Below are 16,335 nucleotides of genomic sequence, written 5' to 3'. Positions count from 1 at the left end.
CAGGGCTCAAGCTTTATTGCTTCAATGGACAAGCTTTGTTGACGCAATGAGATTGTGTGCAGGCATTTGGCGATGCCGCTACCTGATCTACTAGCATGTCACCGATCATGCTGGAGATATACATAATCGGTGTTATAGTTTGGCGGTGTAGCTCAGCTGGCTAGAGCGTACGGTTCATACCCGTGAGGTCGGGGGTTCGATCCCCTCCGCCGCTACCAAATTATTTTTTTCTTTATTTAGATGGAGGCTTAGCTCAGCTGGGAGAGCATCTGCCTTACAAGCAGAGGGTCAGCGGTTCGATCCCGTTAGCCTCCACCATCTAAATCTGGAGCTGTGGTGTAGAGGCCTAACATGCCTGCCTGTCACGCAGGAGACCGCGGGTTCGAATCCCGTCAGCTCCGCCATTTATATAAAGTAAGGCTCGGTAGCTCAGTCGGTAGAGCAGAGGACTGAAAATCCTCGTGTCGGCGGTTCGATTCCGTCCCGAGCCACCACTTTATTTTTTTCTGTTTCGACAGAGAAGCTTTACATGGAGGGCTAGCGAAGTGGCCAAACGCGGGAGACTGTAAATCTCTTCCTTCGGGTTCGGTGGTTCGAATCCATCGCCCTCCACCATTAACTCATTATTATGAGCCATTAGCTCAGTTGGTAGAGCACCTGACTTTTAATCAGGGAGTCGAAGGTTCGAGTCCTTCATGGCTCACCAGTTTTACTGGTTAACTTAAAAATGCAGGGAAGGGGAAACCCTTCTTTTTTTGTGTTTACTTTTTGAAGGATCTATGCGACATGGTCACACGTTCCGATATTGGACTTAAAATCGCAGATTTTTCAATTTCGCGGTCACATATTCCGCTATTCGGCTCTAAGCGGCACTTATTATGCCATTAGCGGATCAATAACGGAACGACTGTCACTTTACCGCCTCAAAAAGGCGATTTCCTGCATAATAGCGGAATGTCTGACCACTAAGCAGCCCAGCTGCCATATAAAAAAGGAGCAAGCATGACCTATGCAACAGGTTGCGCTTGCTTCTTTTCTATAGCAGTTATTGGAATTAGAAAGCTATTATCCTTGAAAAAATTGCTTGCGCAGCTTCAACTCTTGAATAAGCTCTTGTACGGCAGCAGATAGCCGTTCCTTCAAGTCATCATGAATATCAAATTTCGTATCGCTTGTGCCGTCTTGAATTCTAGTAATTTGCGAGTCAGTGGCGTAAACGCTGTTGACGTAATGCTTGGCGCCCATCGTGGACAGCACCGGTTTAAGGGAGTAGTCAATAGATAACAGATGCGCCAGCGATCCGCCAATGAATAATGGAGCAATCAGCTTGCCCTCAAAGCCTTTTTGCGGCAGCAAATCGATATAAGACTTGAGCACGCCTGTGTAGGATGCTTTATAAACAGGGCTTGCAATAATTACAGCATTTGCTTCCTCCACCAGTTTATTCGCCTCAACAATAGCAGGGCTGCCAAATCTGGAGTGAACCAGATCCTCTGCCGGCAGCGAAACAACCGTAATTGTTTTTGTTGAGAAGCCATTGTCCTCAAGCTGCTTATTTACAAAATCAATCATACCATTAAGCCGGGATGTTGCGTTGGGACTTCCAGATATAACAACTATTTCTGACATCTTCATATCTCCTTAATATTGTCTTTAACTTCATAGAAGTAGGAAGCAAGCAAGATATAGCGATCTGCAGCAAGCTGCAACAATAATAGTAGCAATCAACATTAGGCCTGATCACAATCAAACTCAAATAAAATATCGTAAGTATCCTGCCTCTTGTTTTGTAGCGTACCATGAAAAAAGTAGACGGTCAAACAAACTTTTTCAATATATGTATATAAAATGTTGAATTGAGCTAAGCGGCTTGCTGCAGACAATATTTTTACTAAAATCATTCATGTTATTCCCCTGGTTGGGTCATATTAAGGAAGGAATCTGTATAAGCTTCCAAAAGTTTGAGGCTAATGCCAGACTTCTGAAAATTCAAGCTGTATGTCATAGCAGAAATGTGCGATTTACCATTCTCCAAAACTGCACGGGCAGTGAGTGAACGGCATCAATTAATATGATATTGAGCGGATAGGGAGGATCAGTCGTGATATATGTAGCAGCTGCACTTATCAGTTTTCTGCTTGTCTTTTTTGCCGTGCCGCCTTTACGGCGGTTTGCACTGAAGGTTGGATTCGTCGATCGGCCTAATAAAAGAAAAATTCACCATCAGCCAATTCCATTAATGGGCGGAGCCGCAATATATGGAGGCTGTGTAATAGCATTATTAGTTGTAAATGGCATTACTCCTTTGAGCCTGTCCGTTATATTGGGCGGCGGCATTTTAACGATTGTTGGATTATGTGATGATGCTTGGAAAGCGCAGGGCAAGGATTTTCCGGTATGGCCGAGAGTTATTTTATATTTGGGGGCTGCCTCCATACCATCGCTGTACAATATTATGATTACAGGGATTACATCTCCTCTCAATAATCAATACTATATTTTTTCCCCGTGGCTTGCTTGGCTGATGACTACAATATGGATATTCGCGCTTATAAATATGCTCAACTTTATGGATGGCATTGATGGGCTGGCCTCCGGCGTCAGCATCGTGTCCTCGCTTACGCTTTTTATTGCCGCAGTTATCCAAGGCCAACTAGAAACAGCCGTGCTGGCTATTATAGCCGTTGGGGCATCAGTCGGATTTTTGCTGCATAACTTTTATCCGGCGCGGATTTTTATGGGGGATGCGGGAGCTACCTTCCTTGGTTACCTGTTAGCCGTTATTGCTGTTCACGGGACCTCTAAACGAGCTACCGCCATATCCTTGCTTATACCGCTTCTCGCGCTAGGTTTGCCAATTGCAGATACGTTATATGTAATGACCAGAAGGCTTTTATCCGGCAAAGCTCTGCATCAGGCAGATAATATGCATACGCATCACTTTTTGCTTCGATGGGGCTTAACCCAGGTCCAAGCAGTTTCCTTTTTGTATCTTATAGCTGCCATATTTGCTTTGTTTTCTATTATCCTTTTGCTTGTAACAGGCTGAATTAGCGGCGTTATTGTGGTACAATGCAATGACAAACACAACGCTATTTAGTATGGAGAGTGGAGATCGAACATGAGCAAGACGGAATGGATAAATGCTTTACAGACGATATTGAACTGTTCGATACAAGTTAGTTCCTGCTCGCTCGAACAGTGGCAGAATGTTCAAGCACAGTCAGATAGGACGAGCAACAAGGCTTTGACAACCGGCAAGCCCGAAGCTGGAGATTACGCTGAATATGAAAATAGCGCTCGTTTTGTAGTCGCTGCTCACGATGAGCAGTTGGATTTGATAGTAATACCACGTGCAGATCTAAGCGCAACCGAGAAAGAGCTAATCAGCTGCCTTATACAGCAGGCATGTACAGAGCAGTCTTTGAACAGCAACGAGCATTTATCGGAAACTGAAAGAGCTGCAATGCAAATAAGTGAATGGCTGCTCAAGCAGCTGGCCTCAGTGGAGCCAGCGCATTCGCTGCCTGATCATCTCGTTATGGGGAGCCGGATGTACGCGGAGATGATTCCGCTTCTGCTTGTAATGGAGCAATCTAACACTTCTAATGAGCTTCAAGCTACATATATGGATCTCGATAAGCTGCTTCGCTCTTTTCTTGCGGACGACATCTTGCTCATTCCGCTCAAAAACAAAGAGTGGCTTATATGGGGACCTGTATCACTGCTGCGCGATGAAGAGGATGCCTATGACAGCGATCAGGAGGAGTCCTTGGAGGAAAGCCTGGCATCAATCGCACATGGCCTCAATGAAATGCTGGTCAGCGAGTGGCTCGAGGATTGCCATCTGGCAGTAGCTCCGCCAATTTCGCCGGCCAACAGCATGGTCGAGACGGTTTTGCTTTTACGCGAGACTATTAATTTGGGCCGCAAGTTTCACGTCGGCACCTCCATTCATTTGCCATGGATGCTGCAATTGGAAAGGATCGTCAATGCGATTCCTGAAGCGCAGCGCGCCAAATATTTGGAGCAATCGTTAAAAAAAGGCGACCTATTCCTTGAGGCTGAAATGCTTGCTACACTGGAAGCATTTTTTATGCTTGATTGCAATGTCAGCGAAACTGCAAAAAGATTATATATCCATAGAAATACGTTATTATACCGTCTGGATAAGCTGAAACAAGAAACGGGACTTGATGTACGACTGTTCCGCGATGCTGTTTTAGTCAAAATAATTTTGCTTTTGTACAAAGTTACGAAAAGAAATTAGATTTTTTGTAAAGTATGTGCATAGTCATTGGCCCTGCTGTGGGATAAGATAGAAGCATATCGAAATTCTTTTTAGGGGGAAATAAAATGGCAGGCGTACGTTTAGAAGGAATTTACAAAAAATACCCAGGTTCAGACAAAGCATCAGTAACAGATGTTAACTTAGATATTAAGGACAAAGAGTTTCTAGTATTGGTAGGACCGTCTGGCTGCGGTAAATCGACTACTCTTCGTATGATTGCAGGCTTGGAAGAAATTTCGGAAGGTAAATTGTTCATCGGCGACCGTCTAGTTAATGACGTAGCTCCTAAAGACCGCGACATCGCGATGGTTTTCCAATCTTACGCTTTGTATCCGCATATGAACGTTTACCAAAACATGGCGTTCGGACTTAAACTTCGTAAATTCAAAAAAGCAGACATCGACAAGCGTGTTCGTGAAGCTGCTAAAATTCTAGATATCGAGCATTTGCTTGACCGTAAGCCTAAGGCTTTGTCCGGTGGTCAGCGTCAGCGTGTTGCTCTAGGCCGTGCGATCGTTCGTGAGCCGCAAGTATTCTTGATGGATGAGCCGCTTTCCAACTTGGATGCCAAGCTTCGTGGACAGATGCGCGCAGAAATCAGCAAATTGACTAAGCGTTTGGAAACTACAACGATCTATGTAACGCATGACCAAATCGAGGCTATGACAATGGGTGACCGTATCGTTGTTATGAAAGACGGTTTCATTCAACAAACAGCTTCTCCAGAGGAGCTATACAACCACCCGCTTAATATGTTCGTTGCTGGCTTTATCGGTGCTCCTTCCATGAACTTCATCAAAGGTACTTTGTCTGAAGCGGGCGGAACAGTTCACTTCAAAACAACTGGCGTAGACGTAGTTGTTCCTGAAGGCCGCGCAGCTACATTGCGTTCCAAAGGCTACATCGGCAAAGAAGTTGTTCTTGGCATTCGTCCAGAAGACTTGCATGAAGAGCCAGTATTCCTAGAGGCTTCTCCTAACACTATCGTTAATGCTAACGTAGAGGTTGCTGAGAACCTTGGTCACGAAATGTACCTATACCTAAACGGTATCGGCAGTGATTCTGTAATTGCACGCGTAGACGGCCGTTCCACTATCCGTGATGGCGCTAGCGTAAAACTTGCACTTGATATGAACAAATCTCATTTGTTCGATGTTGAGTCCGAGCTTAACATTTTTGAGAACTAATACTTGCCATTATCCTATAAGGAAGAGCCGCTGAACGTTTCAGCGGTTCTTTTTTGCTTTCATCGCTCCAAACGTTGCGTTCGGAGCTTTTTTCCTTTACGATGAATACACTGGATAATTTTGAAATGAGTAGCATGTAGCAAGGTTAGCGACATGAAGGAGGCCCACGCAGTGTCTAGAAAAAAAGTAAAGGTTTCAGAGCTTGCCAAGCATTTCCACCTAGAAATATTGGCTGGCGAAGAAGGTATGAAGCGTGCTATTACGGTAGATGATTTATACCGGCCGGGATTAGAGCTTGCAGGCTACTTCCATTACCATCCGAGCGAGCGGGTACAATTGCTTGGAAGAACGGAAGTATCCTTTTTGAATATGCTTGATAGCGAAGAGCGAATGAACCGGATGGTTCGATTATGTCATGAGGATACCCCATGTATTATTTTGACACGAAATTTAGAGCCGCCCGAAGAACTGATCAGACAAGCTAATGAGACGAATACCCCTGTACTGCGCAGCGGGATTGCCACGACTATACTGTCCAGCCGCATTACAGGCTTTTTGGAGCATAAGCTAGCTCCGACTGCCACAATACACGGCGTACTGATTGATGTATACGGTATAGGCATACTGATTACAGGCGGAAGCGGTATCGGCAAGAGCGAGACGGCGCTGGAACTTGTCAAGCGCGGCCATCGGCTGATCGCTGATGATGCGGTTGAGATTAGACAAACATCCGATGGGCATTTACATGGAACCGCACCGGAATTAATCCGTCATTTGCTGGAGATTAGAGGACTCGGCATCATCAATGTGATGACATTGTTTGGAGCAGGAGCAGTTCGCACGAATAAAAGAATAGGGCTGGTTATCAAGCTGGAAAATTGGCAGCCGGAGAAGCAATACGATCGGCTTGGACTTGATGAAGAGAAGACAAAAATTATCGATACCGACATTCCGCTAGTAACAGTGCCTGTTAGACCAGGCCGAAACTTGGCTGTTATTATTGAAGTTGGCGCGATGAACTACCGATTGAAGCGCATGGGATATAATGCAGCGCTGCAATTTACGAATAAGCTGACTGAAACAATTGCAGATGATATGGATGATTATGATTGATCCTTTTGAAGTCAGGTAACGATTAGAAAGCAGTATTTCTAGTTACAATAAAATACAAGGGGAAGATTGCTAAGATGCATACATTAGCTATTGATTCGATAGCATTCCACATCGGTACGCTGCCAGTGCGATGGTATGGAATTATTCTTGGAACAGCCGCTTTGGTCGGCTTGCTGCTAGCTGTGCAGGAAGGTAAACGCTTCGGAATCAAACCGGATTTCTTTATGGATCTGCTGCTGTTCGGAGCGCCGTCTGCCATAATTGCAGCACGGATCTACTATGTCGCTTTCAAATGGGAAGATTACAAGGGGAATTTCTGGGACATATTTAAAATTTGGCAGGGCGGCATAGCCATTTATGGAGCCATTATCGGCGCATTTATTTGCGGAATTATTTATTCCCGCTATAAAGGCTACAGCTTTTGGCGCATAGTAGACATTTGTGTGCCGTCGTTGCTGGCAGGACAGATGATAGGACGCTGGGGCAACTTTATGAACCAGGAAGCATACGGAAGTCCAGTAAGTGAAGAGTTTTTGCGCAATACGCTACATATTCCATCCTTTATTGTGGATCAAATGTTTATTGTGGATGATGCGATTCAAGCTGGCGCTTTCCGCCATCCGGCATTTTTGTATGAGTCGCTGTGGAGTTTAGTAGGGCTCGTTATTCTGTTCATACTGCGCCGCAGATCATTTTTACGCACTGGCGAGCTGATGGCAACTTATTTTATTTGGTATTCAATTGGCCGCTTCTTTATCGAAGCGCTTCGCATCGACAGCTTGGCCTTTATGGGGCCGAAATGGCTGGCATCGTTTATGGATGCGCTATGGTCGCCAATGCTTTTAGTATTCGAGGGACAGGGGTACTTGGATCCTGCGTATGGAAATATAAGAATATCCCAGCTGCTTGCTTTGCTGCTGATTATTGCTGCGATCATATTTATTATTGTCCGCCGTGTGAAAGGCTGGGCAAATACTTACTATAATGATCCGATCGTAACGACTAAACCGGAAAGAAACGGAGAGGCTGTGCAAGCTGGTAAGGAGTAAATAATGTCTGAAATAAAAACAGTATTGTTTGATCTTGATGGAACGATATTAGACACGAACGAGCTTATTATTACTTCCTTTCTCGAAGCGCTGCGGGGTGTAGTGCCTGAAGGCTTTGGCAGAGAGCATATTATCCCAAGCATGGGTGAGCCGCTGACCGAGCAGATGAAAAAGTTTTCGGGCTATGAGGATGTAACAGAGCTGGTAGCAGCTTATCGCGAAGTGAATTTACGGCTTCATGATGAATTCGTCACTTTATTCAACAATGTGCAAGAGGTTATCAAGCGCATGCATGAGCAGGGCATCCAAATTGGCATAGTGACAACCAAGATGAGGTATACGACTGAGCGGGGACTTGCTTTTACTGGCCTTGCTGATTACGTCGACGCCGTAGTGACGATAGACGATGTGAAGCATCCTAAACCACATCCTGAGCCTGTAGCTAGGGCGATAGACCTTCTGAATGCCGATCCCTCCTCAACACTCATGGTAGGCGACAGTGTAGTGGATATACAGTCGGCCAATGCGGCGGGCGCTATTTCGGTAGGTGTATCGTGGTCGCTTAAAGGAGCTCGCATCCTGCATGCTGCAGGAGCTGCGCATGTCATTGACGATATGCGTGATCTATATGCACTAGTCGGAATGGAGTGAGCAGCTTTTGCGGGATGTAGAACGCTTTCCGGTAGAAGGTCCAAACTCGTTGTGGCAGGTTTATTCCACGGTGAGCCGCATCAAAGCGATATGGAATTTTATATGGATACAGCTGGCCCGATATTGCCCGTTTCTTTCTTGGAAAAATTGGATTTATCGCAATCTGCTGAGGATGAAAGTTGGGGAGCATACGGCCTTTGCGCTAATGGTTATGGTCGATGTTTTTTTTCCAGAGCGTATTTCGGTTGGAGACAACACCATAATCGGCTATAATACAACGATACTTACACATGAATATTTAATTAAAGAATACAGGCTGGGCTATGTGCGTATAGGCTCCAATGTGATGATAGGAGCAAATACGACGATCTTGCCAGGTGTTACGATCGGTGATCATGCGGTTATTGCAGCCGGCTCTGTCGTTCATAAGGATGTTCCGGCAGGCGCTTTTGTAGGAGGCAACCCTATAAGGACCATCGAGCGCAGCAATAAGCAGCAAGGATGATCGAAGAATACCTATCTTGTAAGGACTAGTACGGAGATGACCTCGCCTTCCTCATGCAGGATGGATGGCGGGGTCATTTTTATATGCGCTCAAATCACCCCGCAACCCAACGCCAAACCTTGGATATGCCGTCTGCTGCAAGTTGACGGAGCAAGCTGTTTCATGATAGTATTACAAATATCTTTATTTTGCTAATATATTAACAAGTTAACGCTTTAACACATTAAAGTAATAGTAGGTGAAAATAGATGAGTAAGCCAAAAATGTTTGAAAAGCCGCTTGGGCTGACAGATTATCTTCCTAATGCGGTACAAAAGCTGCGCTATATCGAATCGAGAGTGCTGGCCTGCATGCAGGGCTGGGGCTATGAGCAAATCATTACGCCGTCTATGGAGTACTATGATACGGTCGGAACAGCGAGCACAACGTCTGACCAGAAGCTGTTCAAGCTGCTTAACAATCGCGGGACTACAATGGTGCTGCGTTCCGATATGACGGGACCGATAGCGCGGGTAGTCTCTTCTTTGCTGAAAGAAACAAAATTCCCGATTCGCTTGTCCTATCATGCTAATGTATTCCGTTCGATTGAAGAGGAAGCGGGCCGCGAGGCAGAATTTTTTCAAACAGGGGTGGAGCTGGTAGGAGATTCCTCGGCAGAAGCAGATGCTGAGGTTGTTGCGCTGGCTATCGCTTCTCTAAAGGCAGCAGGTATTGAACGCTTCAAAATTGCGATCGGCCATGTCGGCTTTATGAACAGTTTATTCGCAGCATCGCTGCCAGGTCGCGTAGAGGCGCAGGAATCGCTGAAGAGCAGCTTGCTGAGCCGCGATTATGTCGGCTATAGAGAGCAGCTGCGCCAGCTGGAGCTGGATGAGCAGCTGCAAGAAGAGCTTGAAGGAATATTGCGTTTGCGCGGCGGACAAGAAATTTGCGACCAAGCGTTGCAAATCAGCAAGGATGAGACAGCCAGAGCTGCTATTGTCCATCTTTGCGATATTTGGGATGCGTTGCAGGCATACGGCGTATGCGAGCATGTACTTATTGATTTGACGATGATTGGAGATTTTACTTACTACACAGGAATGACCTTCGAGGGCTATGCTGCCGATCTAGGCTTCCCGGTTGTAAGCGGCGGGCGTTATGACAATTTGCTGACACAATTTGGACGTCCGGCAGCAGCGACCGGCTTTGCCCTTAAAACGACGAGATTAATTGAGCTGCTGAGCTCGGAGGCAGAGCAAGAGGTGCAGCGCACATTAATCGTGTATGATCAGCATGGACGCGATGAGGCGATACGCAAAGCACAGCAGCTGCGCAGCAGCGGCTCGACAGTAGTCACGGAGCGGGTACAGGCTGTTGATCATGAGCTGCTGGCACAAAGCAAGCATGGAAAGCCTGTCCGGTATAAAGGCATGGACTTTGCTTCTGTGCTAGTATTTGCCGACGCAGAAGAAGGAGGCCGCTAGCATGTCGAATGGCGAAAAGGAAATATTGAAGGTTGCAATGCCCAAAGGGCGTATATATAAACAAGCGTCTAAGCTTTTCCGCGAAGCGGGCATTCCGATTCCAACGGATTATGATGATACGCGCAAGCTGATTATAGAGCTTCCGGATGCAAATATGGAATTTATTATGGCGAAGCCGGTGGATGTGCCGACCTATGTGGAGTATGGCGCAGCAGATATAGGGATTGTCGGCAAGGATGTCCTCATGGAGGAGAAAAAGGATGTCTATGAGCTGCTCGATCTGGAAATAGCCAAATGCCGCATGTCCGTTATCGGACTTCCCGACTGGAAGCCAACGATGAATCCGCGCGTTGCTACAAAGTATCCTAACGTAGCCTCTGCATACTTCCGCGAGCAGGGCCAGCAGGTTGAAGTCATTAAGCTTAATGGCTCCATCGAGCTAGCTCCTTTGATCGGGCTGGCAGACCGCATCGTGGATATGGTTGAAACAGGGCAGACGCTGCGCGAGAATGGGCTCATCGAAATGGAAGCTATATTTGGCATTACGAGCAGGCTTATAGCCAATCGTGTGAGCTACCGTTTGAAAAATGACAGCATTCAATCGCTTTGCGATCGTCTGCAAGAGACGCTTGCTGCTAAAAAATAAATAGTTTAAACCTGGAAAGGAGCGAGTGAACCATGCGTATTATGCGTCCCGATCAATTCGGATTAAAGCGGGAAGTGGAATACGGCAGCCCGGAGCAAAATGCGGCTGTCGCCCAGATCGTAACAGATATTAAGGAGCAGGGTGATGCAGCGCTGCTCGCCTACACAAACAAATTTGATGGCGTTCTGCTTGAAGCTGCTTCGCTTCGCGTAACTGCGGAAGAAATCAATGCGGCATATGAAAAGGTGGATGAGGATTTTTTGATCGCCATTCGTGAAGCAGCAGTCAATATCCGCAGTTTCCACCAGAAGCAGATGCGCAACTCGTGGATGGATATGGAGAAGGATGGCACGATTCTAGGACAAATCATGCGCCCGTTAAAGCGCGTGGGCGTCTATGTGCCTGGCGGCAAAGCAGCATATCCGTCCTCTGTGCTTATGAATGTAATACCGGCGCAAGTTGCCGGCGTTCCAGAAATTGTAATGGTGACGCCTCCGTCAACAGGCGGAAAGCAAGGTATTGATCCGTATATTCTCGTTGCAGCTGCTGAGTCTGGCGTGAAAGAAATGTATCGCATTGGCGGGGCCCAGGCAATAGCTGCGTTAGCTTACGGTACAGAAACAATTGCCCCTGTCGATAAAATTTGCGGCCCAGGCAATATATATGTTGCATTGGCCAAGCGCTCTGTATATGGTGTAGTCGATATTGACAGTATCGCAGGCCCTAGCGAGATTGTCGTACTTGCTGACGACAGCGCTGATCCTGCCTATGTGGCAGCAGATTTGCTGTCGCAGGCTGAGCATGACGAGATGGCTTCCGCCATATTAGTGACACCTTCCCCTTCGTTGGCAGAGGCAGTAAAGGCTGAGGTTGCGAGCCAGCTGTCCGTATTGCCGCGCAAGTCTATCGCTCAAAGCTCCATTGACCAGTACGGCGCAATTCTTCTAGTACAATCTCTAAAAGAGGGAATTCAGGTAGTCAATAAGCTCGCGCCAGAGCATCTGGAGATTATGACAGATAATCCGATGAGCCTGCTTGGTTCTATTGAAAATGCGGGTGCGATCTTCTTGGGCGCCTACAGCTCCGAGCCAGTCGGTGATTACTTCGCAGGTCCTAATCATATTATCCCAACAAATGGCACGGCTAGATTTTCATCTCCAGTCAATGTGGATGATTTCTTGAAAAAGTCGAGTTTGATATACTATAGCAAGGAAGCACTTTTAGCAAGCGGCGAGAAAATTATGACGCTTGCCCGCCATGAAGGCTTAGAGGGGCATGCCCGCGCAGTTGAGATAAGATTGGAGAAGGAAAGAGGCAATTAGAACGAGAGAGAGTGTCGCCAAGTGGCAATTCTCAGGAAGCAATGAAAGGGCAAAGCGGAGAGCAAGATTGGAACTGAAGAAACGATAGTGGCCGCCTTTGTATTGCAGTTTTATCCATGAAATGTCTTAGGAAGTCGAAAAAACTGGAATACAACAGCGGTCGTAAGTCCAATTTTGCTCGCAGCTTTGTACCATTTTATTGCTAATAGATACTCTTCGAGAAACTTATATAATACGAGAAAAGGCAGGTCAACAAACGATGACAGAATTGAAAACTCGTCAAGCATCCGTATCCAGAACAACAAGCGAGACGGATATCAAGCTTTCTTTTAATTTAGATGGTACTGGTGATACAAAGCTCGAAACAGATGTTCCTTTCATGAATCATATGTTGGATCTGTTTGCGAAGCATGGACAATTCGATCTGCATGTTGACGCCAATGGCGATGTGGATGTAGATGACCATCATACGGTAGAGGATATCGGCATTTGCCTGGGTCAGACGGTGCGTGAATCATTGGGAGATAAACGAGGCATTAGGCGTTATGCCAGCGTATTTGTGCCGATGGATGAGTCGTTGGCACAAGTTATTATCGATGTGAGCAATCGTCCGCATCTAGAAATTCGTGCTGAATTCCCAGCTGCAAATGTTGGAAGCTTTACGACTGAGCTTGTTCACGAGTTTTTGTGGAAATTTGCGCTTGAGGCGCGGGTGACGCTTCATGTTATCGTTCATTACGGCAAAAATACGCATCATATGATTGAAGCGGTATTTAAAGCGCTTGGGCGTGCTCTGGATGAGGCGACGAGTATTGATCCTAGGGTGCAGGGCGTGCCTTCAACGAAAGGTTTGTTGTAGGATGATCGCCATAATTGATTATGGCATGGGCAATTTGCAAAGTGTAAGCATGGCTGTTGAACGGCTTGGTTATGATGCAGTTGTTACTGCCGACAAGAATGTCATTGCCGGCGCAAGCGGGGCGATATTGCCCGGCGTAGGCGCATTCGGAGACGCTATGCATAATTTGCAAAGCAGCGGCCTTGACCAGGCAGTAAAAAGCTATGCAGCCTCTGGAAAGCCGCTGCTGGGCATATGCCTAGGCATGCAGCTGTTATTTGGCGAGAGTGAGGAATATGGCACTCATCAAGGATTGAACTTATTGCCGGGCAAGGTTGTGCGGTTCAAAGGCGATTTCAAAGTTCCGCATATGGGCTGGAACCGATTGGCGCTGCTGGACTCCGCTTCGCCTCTTTTTGCAGATATGGCTGAGGAGCATGTATACTTTGTCCATTCCTTTCACGTGCTGCCAGAGACGGCCAGCGATTTGCTCGCAAAAACAGACTATTATGGCGATGTTACGGCAATTGTCGGCAGAAGCAATGTGTTCGGCATGCAGTTCCATCCCGAAAAAAGCGGCAAGCCGGGGATGCAGCTGCTACACAATTTCTTAAAATTGACAGGCGACAAATAGAGATTGCATAAGGGAGAGATGATTGATGCTGGCGAAACGAATTATTCCATGTCTTGATGTGAAGGACGGCAGAGTCGTTAAGGGAGTCAACTTTGTTAATTTGCGCGATGCGGGCGACCCGGTCGAGCTGGCTGCGGCGTATGACAAGGAAGGCGCAGACGAGCTTGTATTTCTTGATATATCGGCAACAGTAGAAGGCCGCGCAACGATGCTGGAAGTAGTAAAGCGTACAGCAAGCGAGGTTTCGATCCCTTTTACAGTTGGCGGCGGTATTTCAACGGTAGAGGATATGAAGCGTCTGCTTCGTGCAGGTGCTGATAAGATTGGTATTAATTCGGCCGCTGTCAAAAATCCTTCATTGATTGAGGAAGGTGCGCGCACGTTCGGCTCACAGTGCATTGTCGTAGCCATTGATGCCAAGTTCAATGAGGAATGGCAGGATTGGGAAGTATATACGCATGGCGGCCGTCAGGGAACAGGCATGTCTGCCTTGAAATGGGCGCAGGAGGCAGAACGGCTTGGAGCAGGCGAGCTGCTGCTTACCAGCATGGATGCCGACGGGACGAAGGACGGCTTTGATGTGAAGCTTACGAGAGCTATTTCGGATACTGTAGGCATACCGGTTATTGCTTCGGGCGGAGCGGGGAAAATTGAGCATTTCTACGATGTGTTCGAGAACGGGCATGCGGATGCCGGCCTTGCTGCAACGATATTCCATTACAAGGAAATGACGATCGGCGAGGTTAAGGCTGATCTGCAAAAAAAAGGGATTGAGGTGCGCTAATGGCTGCTTGGATGAATGAGATCAAATGGGATGAGAACGGACTTGTTCCTGCAATCGTACAAGACGCCCAGAGCAAGGATATTCTTATGCTTGCCTATATGAATGAAGAGTCTTTGCACAAATCGGTGTCCACGGGCTCAACCTGGTTTTGGAGCCGTTCGCGCGGCGAGCTTTGGAATAAAGGGGCAACGAGCGGGCATACGCAGCAAATCGTATCGATGTCTTATGATTGCGATGGAGATACATTGCTTGTGACAGTAAAGCAGAAGGGGCCAGCGTGCCACACAGGAAGCTATAGCTGTTTTACAAACTCTATTGAGGTGGAAGGCTCTGAAGGACAATTTGAAGCGGCTGAGGGCAATGATCGCTTCGCGATGCTGGGCAAGGTAGAGAGCTCTATTGCTGCAAGATATGCTGAACGTCCGGAAGGCTCCTATACGTCCTATTTGTTTGACAAAGGCTTGGATAAGATTTTGAAGAAGGTTGGCGAAGAAGCTGCAGAGGTAATTATTGCCGCTAAAAACGATGATAATGACGAGCTTCGCTCCGAAGCAAGCGACCTGATTTTTCATTTGATGGTGCTGCTGCGCCAGCAAAACCTGCCGCTTGACGAGCTTATGAAAGAGTTATCGGCACGTTACGGGAAACCGACCACGAATAAGATGAGATAACACTGTCATATGATTGTCGAAAAATAATTATATTTGTTTTTTGAAAATTCGTAAATACGATGTATAATAGGACGAGTAGCTTGAAATTAATTGGTTGAAACGCTCAGGAGGGTATCATGTTAAGCGACAAGGTGCGTATATTTTCAGGATCGTCAAATCCGGTATTGGCTAAGAAAATAAGTGAGGAGCTTGGTCTTCCATTGGGAGCGATTAAGCTGTCTCGATTCAAGAGTGGCGAGATTTATGTTCACTATGAGGAAACTATTCGGAATTGTGATGTATTTCTTGTTCAGTCTTTTTCCCATCCGATTAACGAACATTTTGTCGAATTGCTAGTTATGATTGATGCAGCGAAGCGCGCTTCCGCCAGAACGGTCAATGTAATCATGCCTTACTATGGCTACGCTCGTCAGGAACGCAAAGCAGCTCCGCGCGAGCCGATTTCTGCGAAAATGCTGGCTGATGTTTTAACGACTGTCGGTGCGAATCGCGTAATGACGATCGACCTGCATGCACCTGCAATTCAAGGCTTTTTCAATATTCCGGTAGATCATTTGACTGCACTTGATCTTATAAGCGATTATTTGAAATCGAAAAATATAAAAAATCCGGTTGTTGTTTCACCGGATGCCGGCCGTGCTTCCACTGCTGAGAAGCTGGCTAACTATTTGGATACTTCTTTTGCAATTATGATTAAAAAACGTCCTGCGCACAATGAATCCTCCATTACACATGTTATCGGTGATGTTGAAGGTCAAACTCCAATTATTATTGAGGATATGATCGACACAGGATCTACTATTGTCAACGTTGTCCAAGGTCTTAAAGACCGCGGAGCAGAGGATGTATATGTATGCGCGACGCATCCTGTATTTTCGAATGCAGCTATTGAGCGTCTAGACCATCCTAGCATTAAGGAAGTTATTGTAACAGATACAATTTTGTTGCCACCGTCCGCTTCCGGACGCTTTAAAGTCTTGTCAGTAGCGCCATTGCTGGCCGAAGCGACTCGCATTATTTTGGACGGAGGCTCCATTAGTACGTTGTTCAAAAACAGAGGCGTTTAATTTTAAAATATAAGAAGCAGCCAATGAACGATTTAGTCGCTTCGATATATAACGAATTTATGTGCGGGCAGCCATTAAGCTGTCCGCTTTCTCGATTTAATTAAGACGCTG

The 16,335-nt window shown here is 46.5% G+C and carries 16 protein-coding genes and 6 tRNA genes; 21 read left to right on the top strand and 1 reads right to left on the bottom strand.

Going from position 1 to position 16,335, the window contains the following annotated elements; all coding sequences use genetic code 11:
* The first annotated feature begins 141 nt into the window (after nt 1-141).
* The 6 genes from ACRRU2_RS25220 to ACRRU2_RS25195 all read left to right on the top strand — a co-directional run bounded on the left by ACRRU2_RS25220 (nt 142) and on the right by ACRRU2_RS25195 (nt 706).
* A tRNA-Met gene (locus tag ACRRU2_RS25220) sits at nt 142-218 on the top strand.
* A gap of 24 nt (nt 219-242) precedes the next feature.
* A tRNA-Val gene (locus ACRRU2_RS25215) sits at nt 243-318 on the top strand.
* Between the two features lie 9 nt (nt 319-327).
* Nucleotides 328-404, top strand: a tRNA-Asp gene (locus ACRRU2_RS25210).
* 14 nt (nt 405-418) lie between these two features.
* Nucleotides 419-494: transfer RNA gene (locus ACRRU2_RS25205), tRNA-Phe, on the top strand.
* 37 nt (nt 495-531) lie between these two features.
* Nucleotides 532-615, top strand: a tRNA-Tyr gene (locus ACRRU2_RS25200).
* Between the two features lie 15 nt (nt 616-630).
* Nucleotides 631-706 (top strand) — tRNA-Lys (locus ACRRU2_RS25195).
* A gap of 359 nt (nt 707-1,065) precedes the next feature.
* Here ACRRU2_RS25195 and ssuE read toward each other — a convergent pair.
* Complete coding sequence (gene ssuE / locus ACRRU2_RS25190) at nt 1,066-1,629, bottom strand: NADPH-dependent FMN reductase (RefSeq protein WP_331702003.1); 564 nt, start codon at nt 1,627-1,629, stop codon at nt 1,066-1,068.
* 472 nt (nt 1,630-2,101) lie between these two features.
* On the opposite strand from ssuE, the gene ACRRU2_RS25185 reads away from it, so the two are divergent.
* The 15 genes from ACRRU2_RS25185 to ACRRU2_RS25115 all read left to right on the top strand — a co-directional run bounded on the left by ACRRU2_RS25185 (nt 2,102) and on the right by ACRRU2_RS25115 (nt 16,224).
* A complete protein-coding gene (locus ACRRU2_RS25185; RefSeq protein WP_331702002.1) occupies nt 2,102-3,049 on the top strand; it encodes a glycosyltransferase family 4 protein in 948 nt (315 codons plus the stop codon).
* 72 nt (nt 3,050-3,121) lie between these two features.
* Complete coding sequence (locus ACRRU2_RS25180) at nt 3,122-4,270, top strand: PucR family transcriptional regulator (protein WP_432505894.1); 1,149 nt, start codon at nt 3,122-3,124, stop codon at nt 4,268-4,270.
* An 86-nt stretch (nt 4,271-4,356) separates the two neighbouring features.
* On the top strand, nt 4,357-5,478 hold the full coding sequence (locus ACRRU2_RS25175; RefSeq protein ID WP_331702000.1) for an ABC transporter ATP-binding protein: 1,122 nt from the start codon (nt 4,357-4,359) through the stop codon (nt 5,476-5,478).
* 171 nt (nt 5,479-5,649) lie between these two features.
* Complete coding sequence (gene hprK, locus ACRRU2_RS25170; protein WP_331701999.1) at nt 5,650-6,591, top strand: HPr(Ser) kinase/phosphatase; 942 nt, start codon at nt 5,650-5,652, stop codon at nt 6,589-6,591.
* Nucleotides 6,592-6,665: 74 nt separating this feature from the next.
* Nucleotides 6,666-7,640, top strand: coding sequence for a prolipoprotein diacylglyceryl transferase (lgt, locus tag ACRRU2_RS25165; RefSeq protein WP_331701998.1), 975 nt, complete (start codon nt 6,666-6,668; stop codon nt 7,638-7,640).
* A 3-nt stretch (nt 7,641-7,643) separates the two neighbouring features.
* Nucleotides 7,644-8,291, top strand: a complete 648-nt coding sequence (gene ppaX, locus ACRRU2_RS25160; RefSeq protein ID WP_432505891.1) for a pyrophosphatase PpaX — start codon at nt 7,644-7,646, stop codon at nt 8,289-8,291.
* Nucleotides 8,292-8,298: 7 nt separating this feature from the next.
* Nucleotides 8,299-8,796: an acyltransferase gene (locus ACRRU2_RS25155; protein ID WP_432505889.1), complete on the top strand. Its 498-nt coding sequence runs from the start codon at nt 8,299-8,301 to the stop codon at nt 8,794-8,796.
* A 248-nt stretch (nt 8,797-9,044) separates the two neighbouring features.
* Entirely contained in the window at nt 9,045-10,262 is a 1,218-nt protein-coding gene (locus tag ACRRU2_RS25150) for an ATP phosphoribosyltransferase regulatory subunit (RefSeq protein ID WP_432505887.1), read from the top strand.
* Nucleotide 10,263: 1 nt separating this feature from the next.
* On the top strand, nt 10,264-10,908 hold the full coding sequence (hisG, locus tag ACRRU2_RS25145) for an ATP phosphoribosyltransferase (RefSeq protein WP_331701994.1): 645 nt from the start codon (nt 10,264-10,266) through the stop codon (nt 10,906-10,908).
* A gap of 32 nt (nt 10,909-10,940) precedes the next feature.
* Nucleotides 10,941-12,230: a histidinol dehydrogenase gene (gene hisD, locus ACRRU2_RS25140; protein ID WP_432505884.1), complete on the top strand. Its 1,290-nt coding sequence runs from the start codon at nt 10,941-10,943 to the stop codon at nt 12,228-12,230.
* Between the two features lie 259 nt (nt 12,231-12,489).
* Complete coding sequence (hisB, locus tag ACRRU2_RS25135; RefSeq protein WP_432505882.1) at nt 12,490-13,089, top strand: imidazoleglycerol-phosphate dehydratase HisB; 600 nt, start codon at nt 12,490-12,492, stop codon at nt 13,087-13,089.
* Between the two features lies 1 nt (nt 13,090).
* Nucleotides 13,091-13,702 carry an imidazole glycerol phosphate synthase subunit HisH gene (gene hisH / locus ACRRU2_RS25130; RefSeq protein WP_432505880.1) on the top strand — a complete coding sequence of 204 codons (612 nt, stop codon included), beginning with the start codon at nt 13,091-13,093 and terminating at the stop codon, nt 13,700-13,702.
* A gap of 25 nt (nt 13,703-13,727) precedes the next feature.
* Nucleotides 13,728-14,486 carry an imidazole glycerol phosphate synthase subunit HisF gene (hisF, locus tag ACRRU2_RS25125; RefSeq protein WP_331701990.1) on the top strand — a complete coding sequence of 253 codons (759 nt, stop codon included), beginning with the start codon at nt 13,728-13,730 and terminating at the stop codon, nt 14,484-14,486.
* Nucleotides 14,486-15,157, top strand: a complete 672-nt coding sequence (gene hisIE / locus ACRRU2_RS25120) for a bifunctional phosphoribosyl-AMP cyclohydrolase/phosphoribosyl-ATP diphosphatase HisIE (RefSeq protein WP_331701989.1) — start codon at nt 14,486-14,488, stop codon at nt 15,155-15,157. Before hisF ends, hisIE begins: the two co-directional genes overlap by 1 nt.
* A gap of 116 nt (nt 15,158-15,273) precedes the next feature.
* Nucleotides 15,274-16,224, top strand: a complete 951-nt coding sequence (locus tag ACRRU2_RS25115; RefSeq protein WP_331701988.1) for a ribose-phosphate diphosphokinase — start codon at nt 15,274-15,276, stop codon at nt 16,222-16,224.
* Nucleotides 16,225-16,335: the final 111 nt, after the last annotated feature.

Origin of the sequence: Paenibacillus sp. GXUN7292 (genome assembly GCF_050864975.1) — a bacterium.
In the GTDB taxonomy this organism is placed as follows: domain Bacteria; phylum Bacillota; class Bacilli; order Paenibacillales; family Paenibacillaceae; genus Pristimantibacillus.
This window is presented reverse-complemented; position numbering and strand designations above follow the sequence as displayed.